The 13185-nt window shown below is 58.1% G+C and carries 11 protein-coding genes and 2 pseudogenes; 7 read left to right on the forward strand and 6 right to left on the reverse strand.

The features are described 5' to 3' along the window. The first annotated feature begins 1247 nt into the window (after positions 1 to 1247). Positions 1248 to 1424 (forward strand): hypothetical protein, encoded by a 177-nt coding sequence (locus ACIQJ2_RS25815; RefSeq protein ID WP_400670270.1) that lies wholly within the window; start codon positions 1248 to 1250, stop codon positions 1422 to 1424. Continuing rightward, positions 1425 to 2030 carry a zeta toxin family protein gene (locus tag ACIQJ2_RS25820; RefSeq protein WP_400670273.1) on the forward strand — a complete coding sequence of 202 codons (606 nt, stop codon included), beginning with the start codon at positions 1425 to 1427 and terminating at the stop codon, positions 2028 to 2030. 107 nt (positions 2031 to 2137) lie between these two features. Here the strand turns inward: ACIQJ2_RS25820 and ACIQJ2_RS25825 are convergent. From ACIQJ2_RS25825 to ACIQJ2_RS25835, 3 genes and pseudogenes are all read right to left on the reverse strand, one after another. After that, positions 2138 to 3138, reverse strand: a pseudogene (locus tag ACIQJ2_RS25825) (IS30 family transposase). Between the two features lie 290 nt (positions 3139 to 3428). Beyond that, a complete protein-coding gene (locus tag ACIQJ2_RS25830) occupies positions 3429 to 3662 on the reverse strand; it encodes a hypothetical protein (RefSeq protein WP_400670275.1) in 234 nt (77 codons plus the stop codon). 172 nt (positions 3663 to 3834) lie between these two features. Beyond that, positions 3835 to 4962, reverse strand: coding sequence for an NmrA/HSCARG family protein (locus tag ACIQJ2_RS25835; protein WP_400670277.1), 1128 nt, complete (start codon positions 4960 to 4962; stop codon positions 3835 to 3837). Here ACIQJ2_RS25835 and ACIQJ2_RS25840 point away from each other — a divergent pair. Next, a complete protein-coding gene (locus ACIQJ2_RS25840) occupies positions 4927 to 5244 on the forward strand; it encodes a winged helix-turn-helix transcriptional regulator (RefSeq protein ID WP_400670772.1) in 318 nt (105 codons plus the stop codon). The two genes, ACIQJ2_RS25835 and ACIQJ2_RS25840, sit on opposite strands and share 36 nt — an antisense overlap. Before the next feature lie 376 nt (positions 5245 to 5620). Here ACIQJ2_RS25840 and ACIQJ2_RS25845 read toward each other — a convergent pair whose 3' ends face one another. Next, positions 5621 to 5905: a hypothetical protein gene (locus ACIQJ2_RS25845; protein ID WP_400670280.1), complete on the reverse strand. Its 285-nt coding sequence runs from the start codon at positions 5903 to 5905 to the stop codon at positions 5621 to 5623. A 626-nt stretch (positions 5906 to 6531) separates the two neighbouring features. Between ACIQJ2_RS25845 and ACIQJ2_RS25850 the strand changes: the two genes are divergently transcribed. Both ACIQJ2_RS25850 and ACIQJ2_RS25855 read left to right on the forward strand, forming a co-directional pair. After that, a complete protein-coding gene (locus ACIQJ2_RS25850) occupies positions 6532 to 6735 on the forward strand; it encodes a cold-shock protein (RefSeq protein WP_199093616.1) in 204 nt (67 codons plus the stop codon). 284 nt (positions 6736 to 7019) lie between these two features. Beyond that, a pseudogene (locus ACIQJ2_RS25855) lies at positions 7020 to 7145 on the forward strand (transposase); the annotation flags it as partial. A 15-nt stretch (positions 7146 to 7160) separates the two neighbouring features. On the opposite strand, the gene ACIQJ2_RS25860 reads toward ACIQJ2_RS25855, so the two are convergent. After that, positions 7161 to 8687 (reverse strand): MFS transporter, encoded by a 1527-nt coding sequence (locus tag ACIQJ2_RS25860; RefSeq protein WP_400670284.1) that lies wholly within the window; start codon positions 8685 to 8687, stop codon positions 7161 to 7163. 80 nt (positions 8688 to 8767) lie between these two features. Here ACIQJ2_RS25860 and ACIQJ2_RS25865 point away from each other — a divergent pair, with 80 nt between their 5' ends. Further along, positions 8768 to 9667, forward strand: a complete 900-nt coding sequence (locus ACIQJ2_RS25865; RefSeq protein ID WP_400670286.1) for a sigma-70 family RNA polymerase sigma factor — start codon at positions 8768 to 8770, stop codon at positions 9665 to 9667. Positions 9668 to 9822: 155 nt separating this feature from the next. On the opposite strand, the gene ACIQJ2_RS25870 is transcribed toward ACIQJ2_RS25865, so the two are convergent. Further along, the gene (locus ACIQJ2_RS25870) at positions 9823 to 11010 is read right to left on the reverse strand and encodes an MFS transporter (protein ID WP_400670287.1); all 1188 of its coding nucleotides are present in this window, start codon (positions 11008 to 11010) and stop codon (positions 9823 to 9825) included. 81 nt (positions 11011 to 11091) lie between these two features. Here ACIQJ2_RS25870 and ACIQJ2_RS25875 point away from each other — a divergent pair, with 81 nt between their 5' ends. Continuing rightward, positions 11092 to 12630 (forward strand): PLP-dependent aminotransferase family protein, encoded by a 1539-nt coding sequence (locus tag ACIQJ2_RS25875; RefSeq protein ID WP_400670290.1) that lies wholly within the window; start codon positions 11092 to 11094, stop codon positions 12628 to 12630. Positions 12631 to 13185 lie beyond the last annotated feature (555 nt).

The following is a 13185-nucleotide window of genomic DNA, read 5'->3' on the forward strand; positions in this document are numbered from 1 at the left end:
GGACCTCGGGACTTCATGAGCCTTCTCCGATTGAGCCCCGCAGAGTGTATCAGTTTTTCCGTGTCCCGTGGTCCAGCCCGAAGGGTTCACTCCACGAGGGGGTCAGTTCCTGGCGGAAATCAACAGGCGTTGGTGGCGGGTTCTGTTTACAAAACGACAGATCGGAACGCCAGAACCGTGAATTCATAAGCAATCTCATTGGCATCAACAGATGAACGCGAAATGTCATGGCGCTGTTGCAACAGGGCCGATGAAAGGTCAATTCGGACCCACGCTACGAAGCTCTCAGGCAGGCGTCTGCGAGAGCCAAGAGCTTCCGAGGCTCACTCGTCCCGCACAGGGTCGGCGATGTTGAGCATCTTATGCGCAGCTACTATACGTTGACCGGGATCCGGCGCCAGAAGGTCGAAAGGCGCCGTTCTTCCGAAACCGAAGTGATAAAAGCCGAATGGGAAAGGGCCCGGCAAGCTGCCCAGGGCGGGCTCGCTGCGCGAAAAGCTCAGATGGATCGGCAGGCTGCGGTCAATCGGGCACTGCGTCTTGGCCGCGTACCGCTCCTTACGGCTCGAATTAGACGAGGAAAACAATGTTACCCAGCTCGTCATATCAGCGCAGGATCCAAAGAAAAACGAGGCCAACTAATATGAAGTAACCGACGCCTTCATTCATGTTACGAAACTCATGGGCACTATACTGGTCAGCCTCCTTAAGGCGCGGCACGCGCCGCCAACTCTGCCCGGCGGAGTTAAAGGAGTAGAAGAAAGGGGGCTGATGAGCCGAGCCACATTACCACCTGAGAGGATCCTCGACCTGCTACCGGAGCCGATCATCGATCTCGCTCGCGAGCTGGCTGCGGCTGATGAGGGATCATCCGACTATGCGAAGCTGACTGAGGTGTTCCGCGGAATGTCTATCGAGGCAAATGCGGTCTTGTATCGGATCAGCGCTAACCCATCGGCGCGAAACTGCCAGCAGATGCTTTCGAAGGTGAAGCCGACGATATCGATGCGCCGAGCTACGAGCCTGTCGATCTGGAAATCGGCCTGCAGGGCAAAAAGAACCCCGACATGTAAGGGTCAGGTCTAGGCTCAGAGATAGGAACGGGGGATGCCGTGCGGGCTTGGTCCGAAGACACAGGCCGTCTCCCGCGACCTATTGAAAAAATGTTGCTGTCGGCGAAACTTGAAACAAGCGATATTTGCTGTCAGGGGCGGGAAGCGCTATATTCAGCGCATAGGAGATCAACGATGCTTTTGAAAAAGTACGACGAACACAAGGAAGCCCTGAAGCAGATCGGCCGGGAAGCAATTGCCGAGAGCCGCCGTCTGGGCCTGCCGATCTCCGACAAGGATCTCGAAAACGAGGCCAAGGATCGCGACGAACACGAACAGTACGTGCGTGTTCCTGCTGCCTTGAGGCGGTAATTGCCCCAACCATCATGCATCATCCTGGGCGGCCCAAATGGGTCCGGCAAATCCTCGGCTTATGCGAAGCTGCAGCTCGACGGCGTTTGGATCAATGCCGACGAGATCGCGAAAGAGCTGACCGGAACCATTGACGGTCGGGCGGCGGCCATGGCCGCAGGCAAGGCTGCTATCCGCAAAATTGCTGAGATGATCGAAACCAAGACTTCCTTCATTTTCGAGACCACTCTAAGCAGCTATCAGGCCCTCAATGTGATGCGGGACGCCAAGGCGGCCGGGTTTTTTGTCGGCCTCTTTTACGTTGCCTTGGAGTCCGTTGACCTGAACATCGAGCGTGTGAAGCGCCGGGTGCAGAAGGGTGGCCATGATATTCCTGAGGATGTCATCGAGCGGCGGTATTGGGGATCGCTAGATAAACTTTCGGAGGCTCTGAAGTCCGCAGACGAAGCTTTGCTTATCGACAACAGCGGCATTGAGCCTCGCGAAGTTTGCCGGATCAGCGCTGGGACAATCGTGTCGCAAGATGTTGACGACCGCATTTACCTGCACAGGAAGATGATGCAGGGCGTCTACATTGCCTACAACATGTACCGTATTCGCAATTGAGAATGCCTTCGGGAGGCCGAGGATCTGACAGCTCGGATCCTTAGGAGCATGCCGGGTTTTGGAGAATCTGCTCCAAGTGCATCATGGCCAGTTTTGAGGGTAGGGGATCAGCTACCCGCTTGCAAATGTGCCATGAACACTTCGGTTGGTGTCTTATAGCCCAGGCATTTTCTCGGTAGGTTGTTCAGATGGTGAGCGAGTTGAACCAGGGCCGATTGCGGCACCTCGGCCAGGTCAGTGTCGCCTGGCATGAAGCGGCGGATGCGTTTGTTGGCGTTTTCGACCGCACCTTTCTGCCAGGGTGCACTGGGATCGCAGAACCAGCTGCGCCACCTATGCCATCTTCCAAAGCCCTGAAGCCGGCAAACTCGGTGCCGCGATCAAAGGTAATGCTCTGACGTGCGAAGGCCGGCAAAGGAGAGAATGTTTCGATGATCTTGTCCATGATCGGGCGCGAGTGGCGGCTGGCGTTCTTGAGCATGACGGTGTAGCGGCTCTTGCGCTCGACCACTGAGGTGAGGTTGGCATGTCCGAGTTCGCGTTCGAAGATCAGGAGGTCGCCCTCCCAGTGACCAAACTGCGTCCGATCATCAATAAAATCAGGCCGTTGCGATATTCGGTGGCTGGCTGGAAACACGCTGTTTCGCGGCTTCCTCGATCCACGCGGGCGGCGTTTGCGGCGCGCCTCGGGCAGATATCGATAGAGGCCAAGCCCGTAATCTTCCTTGCTGTAGATGAAGCGGTAGATGGTCTCGGCGCAGATGCGAACCAGGCTGACGCTGTCGGCCAGCAGACGGCTGGCAATCTGCTCCGGTGACCAATAGGCCTGCAGTTTCTCAATCACCATGCGACGCAAATGCGGATGGCGACGGAGCTTTCTCAAGCGTCCACGCCGCTCTTTGGCGATGTCATCAGCAACTGTCGAGAAGTAACCACTGTATTCAGGAAGCTCGTGATCCCGAAAGGTATTGCGACGGATCTCACGATAGATGGTCGAACGGCGGCGGCCGAGCTGGCGCGCCATCTCGTTGATCGAAACCTTGCGCTCGATAAGATGATGAAGGCGTCGTCGATCGGCGAGGGTGAATTGCGAATAGCAGCGGGACATGTCAAAATCTCCAAAGCGAAACCATTGAAATCATTTGTATGTCGCACTTGGAAAGTGAATGCACCCATTTAGCCGGCTAATCACAGATAAGCTTAATTATGGAACAAGCGAGCAGCTTTCTGCCGTTGCATTGGCATACGCTTCTTGCTCGTAAAACCCACACGGAAACTGTGTAAAGCGACGCGCTTGCAGCTGGCGATCGGCCGGATCATTGGAACCAACGCCCAGCCGATCGCGTCATCGGAAGCTCCCTCGACACCATGACGGCCCGTCTAGCGCCGTTAGAGTTATCACGGGCCGCTGAATTTCACCGTCACGCCGCGCTGCCGAAAGTACGCCTGCATAAGCTTTCTGCCGGAGCGATTGTTTTGCACGAGCTTAGTCGGGTCGAAGACGGCCTCTTTCAAACCCGCCCGCTTCAAGGCTTCCTTGAGATCGGCTATATGCAAGTCGATATCGGTATTGTCCGCCTGGAGCGATACATAAATGCGGTTGATTGCATCTTCTACGGTCGGTTCGCTCATTCATACGCTCCTGTTGTTGTTACTGTGGCGCTTACCACATTTTTCGGCTTGACCTTATTGTGGCGAAGCGCGTCCGCGTCAATGAGTGACGATGAAGTGAAACAGCTCATCCGCTGTCGGAGATGTCGGGCCGCAGGCCGACGAATAGCCAACGCCGCTGCCAAGACTAGGGTCAACCGGGCTGGTCCACCTCGCCATTCCTTCCGAACGCGGCATCGAGCGCCTTGCGGTCGCGGCTGGCAAGCCAGGATCTGAACGAGAGCAGTTCCGGATTGAGTTCGCGCATGAGATTCAGATCGGCAAGCTCTGCAAGCGGCCCGTTCTCCAGACTGGCCGCCATATGCGCGAGATCCGCATTGGCTGCCAATACCGCATCTGGAAACCGGGCATAGGTGATGGTTTGTCCAGCGACGTCAGAAAAGGCAGTTTCCAGCTCGTGACCGGTCACCCGGTCGCCGGCAATTTTTATTGTAATCCCTGCAAAGCGTGGTTTGTCTGCAAACAGTGCAGCAACAATTTTTCCGATGTCGTCAACGGCGATCAACTGCATCGAATGATCCGGCCGGATCAGAGACGTCAGCCGACCTTGTTCCAGACCGAAGCCCGGGCGAAGGAGCATTTCCATGAAAATCAACGGTCGCACAATAGTTGCGGTCAGCGGCAGTTTGCGGATGTGCGCTTCAATGCGGGGCTTGGCATCGAAACGCGCAACCCCGGTGAGCGTATTGCCGACGCTCGCGCCGGAAGAATAGATGAAGTGATCGATGCGGCTCTCCGCGGCCACATCGGCGATCGAAGTTCCATACCGGACCTCGTCCTCCGCCGACAGATTGGATGGCAAGGCGCTGAAGACGCCATGAACATCCTTCATTGCAGCGGCCATTGCCTCGGCGTCGTCAAAGGACCCGCGTACCAGCTCGACACCTTGCTGCCGCAGTGCTGCCGATGCCGGTTGTGTCGGATCGCGAACAAGAGCGCGAACATTCCAGCGTGCTTCCAGGAGTGTTTTGGCGACCGATCCGCCTTGTCGACCCGTCGCTCCCAATACCAGGATCGGACGTCTGTGATTTATCATGGGATACCCTCGCTCAGAACAAGGGCTATCCATATATACGAATTGAATCGCATCGGAAGACAGCACATTTCGCAGCCTCAGGCACAAGGATGATACGCTTTGGAACCCACGGTCGTTGCTAAATCGAACAAGCAGCCTGACGGCGGACGCGGTTTTAGACCGCTGCCGTCCAATGGCATTTGCGGACGGCTGGGAGATAAATGGACCGTTCAGGTCCTTTGGCATCTCTCACTTGCACGCGGGAAAAGGCTTCGGTTCTCCGCGCTCAAGAAAGAAATTGAAGGGATCACGCAGCGCATGCTGACGCTCGCGCTGCGAAACCTGGAGCGAGATGGCCTTGTCTCGCGCTACTACTTTCCGGAGGTACCGCCACGCGTCGAATACGAACTGACCGAAATGGGAGCCGGAATGTTACAAGCCTTGGAGACCATCAACTCCTGGCTCACGGACAACTTGCCCAGGATAGAAGAAAATCGGCGCGTCTACGATGATGCCGAGCAGCAATGACCGGGCGGCTCCAATTGCTGTCGCCGCTCACGAGGGCTAGCTATGAGGCCATCGATCGGTTGATGGACAAGCGAATGTCGCAGCCCATCGGCTGAGGACCCGGGTTTGGCGGCGCTGTCATGAGTAGCTTCCGTTGACCTAACGGCCGAACCGGCCCTTGCCACCCTTTTCGCCGGAGTCTTGCAACCTAAGTTATGCCTGAGGATCGCCTGGCGGTCTCTATGCTGGCGGCAAATCCGAGTCCTTGCAGCGACCCCTACCCCACTGCCGTTGGTCAGTCGCGAGCGCCCATCCCAGCGCGACCCGCGCCATCGTGCATTGGATCAGCACCATTTCATACCTTTTTGGTGAGGCAGGTGCCGATCAAGTGGCGCCATCATGGCTCACCGAACCCGGGAAAAGACGACTTCGTCTTGTAGCCTGTTCTCGATTTGGCGAGCTGATCATCAGTCAGCTCCCAAAGCATCGCAATCCGCTCCAAATGGGCGGGATTGACCAATCCACATCGGAACAACCAGATCAGTCGCAGGGCCAAGCGATCGCGGCGCTGCTCGTCGAGTTCGGATCGAGCCTCTCCTACCACCTGATCAAATACTCGCTTAAGCGTCTCTAGGTTTTTACTGGGTAAGCTGCCTTTTGCAAGGCGTTGTAGGCGCTGCATAATGCCCTCACAATCGTGCCTCTCAATATTTCACAGAACAGCAACAAGCTCGAACTGAGCCTGCCCTTGTCCGAAACTTCATATTATTATGAACATTAGACGAAACTTGTTCAAGTGCCAAGCGAGAGTGACCATCCATTTTTGACCATCCAATCCGGAGGCGGCCGGGATCCCACCTGTCGGAACCCTGTAAATCTGCTGCGAATATTCACGTCCCAGTTTGGGTCAATCAGTCTGAAATCATCGAAATCGAAGCTAACAATGCAGTGCGACCGCACAGCGCATTCTGCGTTGGCATTTGAATGCTCCGGCCTTTGCAAAGGCCTATTGGCAACATTGATCGGATTAGCACGCCAAGCCGTTCGACTCCCCGACGTCAGACCAGTCGATCACCCGCGCAGACAATCAGGTTGCACGTCGGATGAGACAGCCGAAATGCGTTGAGGTATCAAATTACCGCTTTTCCCTGCTTCGAAGCCGCCGCAAAAGCATCAAAAGGTTCCAGGAAGCAGCAGATTTGCCAAAATACTCACCAATTCCGGTTGCGCCGATTGATAGACGCTGGGATCGCGCTATAGAAACATTTGTCGAGATAGAACGGCTATGAAAATCTAAAAGGAAAAGTCATGCCTACAGGTACCGTAAAGTTTTTCAACGAAGACAAGGGATTTGGCTTCATCACTCCGTCGAATGGCGGACAAGATGTCTTCGTTCACGTGTCGGCCTTGCAGCGCGGCGGCTCGCTCAAGGAGGGTGACCAGGTCAGCTTCGAAGTCGGCCAGGACCGCAAGACCGGCAAGTCGAAGGCCGAGAACGTTAGCGTACTGTAATCACGTGCTTGCGACAGCCTGGCTAGATTAGGCAGGCTGTCGTCTTTGCAGGCGTAGATGCCGTTTGCATTCACGCGATATGTCGCACGATCTGACAAAGATCGGTGCGTCGCGGCAGCCATAACCATCTCTCTGTCTTATTGATCGAGATTGAAGGATGACTCGACAGCGCCTCCGACTGACGAGATTTCCGGTAGAGCCAAAGGTGCCTGTGCTCGAATCGTTCACAGGTATTGGTGTCCTGCTCCCACGCTGTCCTCTCTGTCCGAACCCTGTCCCCCCCCATCGTCCTGGCCGATGGCCGCATCGACATCGGCAACAACAGCGTCGAGAGACCCATTCGTCCGATTGGCCCGAACCGCAAGACCGCGCTTTTGATTCGGCATGACGCGGGAGCGAAGAATTGGGCGGCATCACACTGGCATTTATTCTTTCGCTCGGAGTGCGGACACTGAAACGAGGGCTGCAGCGATAAGACACAGAACGCAGGCTGTGAGTGCAACTCGATAGCCATGGATAAAGGCGGCGACGGCGATCTCTCTGAGATTTCCCCCCAAAGTTTCGATGGCTCGCCCACTAATGACGTTTGAAAGAGCCTCACGATTGAGGGGGATTGGCATGATGCCGTCCGCGAGACGACTGGTTGTTGCAGCAGAACCCAAGGCACCGATCGTGGCCAAACCGGTCGCTGTTCCCAACTGCCTCGAGCAATTCAAGATGGCCGACCCGGCACCCGCCGCATTTGGGGGAACGTCACGCATAGCGACATGTGTGACCCCCGGCACAAGCAGGCCGAAGCCGGCGCCCGATAAGACGTAGCCGATGGCCGCATAGTCCAACGAAGGAACGTCCGTCAGGCCCGCAAGCGTTGCAACGCCAAGGGCCGAGAGGAAGCAGCCTGCGGTAATGATAGTTCGCGTCGAGAACCGTGCTTCAAGATGGCCCGCGAGCTGGGCGAAAATCAGAAACGGGATATTCATTAACAGCCACGACAGCCCAGTTTGCAGCGCGGACCATCCTTTGATGTTCTGGAAAAGCAGGGTTACATAATAAAGCGTGCCAGCAAATGCCGTGTAACTTGTGAAGTAGATCAGACAGGCTCCGACAAAACTGCGTGCACCACGCAAACTCTCAGGAACCAATGGCTCAGACGCACGGCGCTGCCACCAGGCAAAACCACCAAGCAAGCCAAAACCGCCCAATATAGGAGTGAGCGTCCACGGGTCACTCCATGGTCCGCTCGTTGCTTCGATCAATCCAAAGGTCAGAGATGTCAGTCCCAGCGAGGCCAGAAAGATGCCCCGAGCATCGACTGCCCGGATGCTTGTGGCATGACGCGTTTCCGGCACTGCGAGCAGTGTCAGGAAAATAGCCAGCGCCGTAAAAGGAATATTGACCCAGAAGATCGATGCCCAACCGTAAGAACCCAGCAACAGGCCGCCAATCACAGGCCCAGCCCCGAAGCCGGTGCCTCCGACTGCAGCCCAGGTTCCGATTGCGCGACCGCGCACCGACGCAGGATAGACCCGCTTGAGAATAGCCAGAGTCAGCGCCAGAATTGCCGCTCCGCCGACGCCTTGAACCATTCGCGATGCAATGAGCGTCGGACTGTCCGCGGCGAGAGCACAGCCAATAGAGCCGATGCCGAAGACAATCAGGCCAGCGGTGAAGATCGATTTGTGACCGAGCCGGTCACCCATTGCACCCGCAAGAGGAATGAAGGCGGCAAGGCCTAGAGCATACCCGCTGAGCACCCATTCCATCTGCCCCACGGTTGAGCCCAGGCTCTTCTGGATTGTCGGGAGCGCAACATTCACGATGGTCACGTCGAGCTGGATCATGAAAGCGGCGATGCACATTGCCAGCAGCGTCAAACGAAGTCGACGACGATCGGGAGCTGCATCTTGCAAGTGATCGTTGGAAACAAAAGGTTGTTCGGCAGTTTTTGACATGTTGAAATCGGTTCCTTGTCACATCTCAGCCAGATGGCGTGTCAAAGCTAGTGACACCTCAGACCGCGCGGATGTGACCGATGAGCCAAGATAAAAATCTGACTGAACAGTTCGAGCGGAGCCGCTTACGGCTCAAGGCACTGGCATACCGAATGCTCGGCAATATAGCCGATGCCGACGACGCCCTGCACGATAGCTGGCTGCGCATGAGCAAGCGGCCCATCGATCTTGGGGAAATCGAGAATATCGAAGGCTGGCTGACCACCGTCGTCGCGCGGGTTTGTCTCAATAAACTGCGAGCGCGGAAAGCACGCCCGGAAAATGCGGTCGGGCTCGTTTTGCCTGACCTGCTTATTACGGATGTCAACGAAACCGGGGCCGAGCACGACGTTCACCTTTCGGAACAGGTCGGCTTTGCTCTCCAAGTCGTGCTGGAGACTTTGGCACCGGCTGAGCGGGTAGCCTTCGTTCTGCATGATCTCTTCGGCTTTTCCTTCGATAATATTGCTTCGATGCTCGATCGGACACCTGAAGCAGCGCGCAAGCTGGCCAGCCGGGGCCGCCGCCGGATACAGCATATGCCCGACACCCGGTTCGAAAAAGATCGGCAGAAGCAAAGAGACGTCGTGACCGCCTTCTTTGCGGCGTCGCAGCGTGGAGACATCAACGATCTGCTGCGGATACTGCATCCCGACGTGACGTTCGTTTCGGATGGCGGGATCTTGCGTGTAGCGGCCACCGCAACGCTTCGGGGTTCAGACAAGGTAGCTCGGCGAGCGGCCAGTTTCGCCGTTGCGAACGCGAACCTGCGATGGGTCCTGGTCAACGGTTCGACGGGCGTTATTGTCGAAAGTGATCATGGGCCGGTTTCCGTGATGGTCTTCATGATCGAGGATGGTCGCATTCGCGAAATCTATTCGCTCATCGACCCGGAGCGTATCGGACAGCAAATTATGCGGGCTGACGCATACCTCAATTAGCAGAATTATCCTTTGCGCAGAGCTGGGGTGAAATCACTCAGCTTCACTCCATCCGAAAAGATACCGCCCTCCCTCGCCTGCGAACGCTGAGTTTACAGCCTCCATACGCGGCGGCGGCTTCTCGGGCAGCGGATGGTTGTTCCGGGGGATACGTCTCAAGAACGAGCACGTCTTATCTCGCGTTTGCTGGCACTCAGTCGCCAACCGATGCTTGCCGCGATGGCGAGCTCGATCAGCGCTGCAGCGAGCATGATGGAAAGAAAGACGTTCCGGCCGAAATGGACGAGCACCCAGCCGCCAACGGCAGGAAAACCGAAGACGCCCACGAAATAGGACATCGCGAACCAGGTCAGCGCCGCATGGCGGTAGCGGAGTTCGGTGTCGTTGACGGCCCAGGTCTGGATGACCGTATAGACGAGACCGTAGCCGATGCCGGTGAGGATCGCCGAGAGGATCTGGAAGGCCGGATGGATGCCTATACCGAACATTGCGGCGACACCCAGGCACATCGAGGTCAAGAGAGCGCAGGCAAGCTGCGCCTGCGGCAGCGTTGCCAAAAGGCGGGCAAGCACCAGTCGGGCGGCAACGACTGTAACCGCATAAACGGCGAAGAAGGTCGAGGCGGTGGCGGTGGTGCCTTCGACCAGCGAGGACTGGAAGGTCAGCAACCCGGAGAAAACGCAGGCGCCGAGCGCGACCATCACGATCGGGCGGATCGAGGCGCTGCGGGCGATCACGCCGATATCGCGTACCCAGACGCGAAGTGTGGCCGTTCGCGGCGCGCCCGGCGCCATCGAGCCGAAGATCCAGAGCAGGACGGAAGCGGCAAGGCATGCGGCGCCCACCAGCATGAAGGTGGTCTCGACCGCAAGTCCCGCCTGCGTCAGTACAAGATTGAGGATGACAGGGCCACCGCCGATACCCGCCATCTGGAAGGCGCCAAAGCGGGTGAACCAGAAGCCGCGATCGGCGTCGGTGACCCGCTCGGAAAGCGCCATCGGCGCGCCGATATAAAACATACCCCAGCCGAGCCCGATCAGAAAGCCCGAGACGAGCGGTAAGCCGGAGCCGCTGCCCCCAGCGAAGGCAAGCAGGAGAAACCCGAGCGCCACGGCAGCAGTGGCAATAGCACTCATGCGCGCCGCATCGACCCGCCCGGAAAGCCAGCCGACCAGTGGCACACCGGTAAATGTTCCCACCATGGCGGCGCCGAGCGTCAGTCCTGTATCGACATCGCTGCCACCATGGGCGCGGTAGTAGGCCGAGAACAGAAAGGTAGCGCCATAACCTGCCGCAGCAAGCATGGTGCCTGTGAAGAGGAAGGGGGCAGCAGACTGGCGCATGGGAATTTCCGAGCAGCGGTTGAAAGTGGCTTGATAAAAGCTAATAGTGGATAGAATATCCAGAGCCACTTCGAGTCTACGATGCAAGCCACTTCGCCCAGCCAGATCGGCGCACGAACTCTCCGTCGCGAAAGTGCGGCGGCCGGTTTCCTGCCTGAGATCGATGCGTCCTCGTCTGTCCCCGCAGTGCGTCAGCTCTATCTGCAGCTGCGCGACGGCATCGTCGCGGGGACATTGCAGCCAGACCACCGACTGCCCTCGACCCGAACGGCATCCGTCGAATGGTCGCTGTCGCGCGGGCTGATTGCCGAGGCCTATGAGATGCTGATCGCCGAAGGCTACGCTAAGGGGCGGCATGGCTCCGGCACCTATGTCGCCTCCGGTCTGCCGCCGATGCCAATCGGAAGCGGCGGCAGGCCGGAGGCTGCTGACCACAGCGCGAGACGCGGCATTTCCACAGCGGCGCGGCTGGCGATGCGCACGGACATTTTGCCGCCAGCCCAGGTCGCCTTTGCCACCGGCCGCGTGATCCATGACGAGCGCACCGCCGGGCTCTTGAAGCGGCTCGCCCACCGCCATATCGACTACGCCAGCGACCGCTACCGCGATCCGCAGGGCGAGCTTCCGTTGCGCCAGGCCGTGTCGGCCCATCTTGCCGCCTCGCGCGGCGTGCGCTGCGATCCCGCTCAGATCTTCATCACCTCAGGCACCCAACAGGCGCTGGATTTCGCCATCCGAGTGCTCGTCTCGCCCGGCGACAGCGTGATGATCGAAGATCCTTGCTATCCCCCGGCCCGGCTCGCATTCCTCTTGAACGGCGCCGAGATCGCCGGTCTGCCTGTCGACGGCGAGGGGCTGATCACCGACCGGCTGTCTCTCCATGACGGCCCGGCGCCGGCGGCGATCTACGTCACGCCGTCGCATCAATATCCTTCGGGCTCGGCCCTGCCGCTGGCGCGCCGGCTGGAGCTGCTCGCGTTCGCACAGGCCCGCGGCAGTTGGATCATCGAGGACGACTACGATAGTGAATTCCGCTATGATGGCCATCCGATCGCCTCGCTGCAGGGCCTCGATGCGACGCGGCGGGTCATCTATGCCGGCACCTTCAGCAAGGCGCTGCTGCCGAGCTTCCGCGTCGGCTATCTGATCGTTCCCGATGATCTCGTCGCCGCCTTCCGCGCAGTCCGCCCGATTATTGACCGCTTCCCGGCACCACTTCACCAACTCGTCGTCGCCGATTTTCTCAACGAGGGCTATTTCCCGGCCCATCTGCGCCGCCTGCGGGAGAGCCACCGCGCCGCCCGCGACAATCTCGCCTTGCTCTTGAAGGAGCGGCTATCTGCTCACCTGATCGCCCCGGTGCCCGAACAGGGCATTCATTTCACCGTCAGAAGCACCGGCACGTGGACCGATGACCAGGCGCTAGCCGAGGCTGCGCTGAAGGGCGGTGTCGTCGTCATTCCGGTCTCGCCCATGCATGTCTCCGCCTCGCCGGAACCACGGCTGCTTTTGGGTTTCTCAGGGTTGACGGCTGCGGAGGCGGATATGGCGACGGGGCGGCTGGCAAACGTTTTGGAGCATGCCCGGTTCGCTCGGCGTCACATCGGTGCGGCGACTTAGCATGCATATTCTGTGGGCCGCGGCGGCCTGATGACCTCACCGAAAGCTATTTCGAACGCTGAGGAAAAGGCCGCGGAACTGTTCAGATCCCAACTCATTGCAATTCCGTATTCGAGACGAGGTGATCGCCTCGCCGAAATTGCCGATTGCCCAGGAACGATTATCCCTGCAATAGCAAACGTTTGCGCTTGAAACTTCTCCACGTTCCGACGAGCCAAAACCGGGTTTGCCGGCGAGGCACATTCTCGCACGAAATCGAAAAAGAACGGCCACGTAGTCTCGTGTCAGCAGCGTGACGTCAATCGGCCACCCGACCCCGTCCTATAGATGACGGCAGTCGCGTTCTACCGAGGTACCTACAGGGTCCGATGGCGACAATCAAGCGTAAGTTCGCAGCCCTCTTGGCTCAAGAGGCGCCATACAGGACATCCGCGCCTATCCCGTGCGTCCTCCGACGTTTTAACGAGGCCCAAATGATTAACTTGGAAGCCGCCCGTTGAATTGGGCTGCCCCTCGCACCATGTTTGTCCGAACTTCGCTGTGGCCCGGATCGGT

This window comes from Rhizobium sp. NPDC092011, assembly GCF_044756305.1.
GTDB lineage: Bacteria > Pseudomonadota > Alphaproteobacteria > Rhizobiales > Rhizobiaceae > Rhizobium.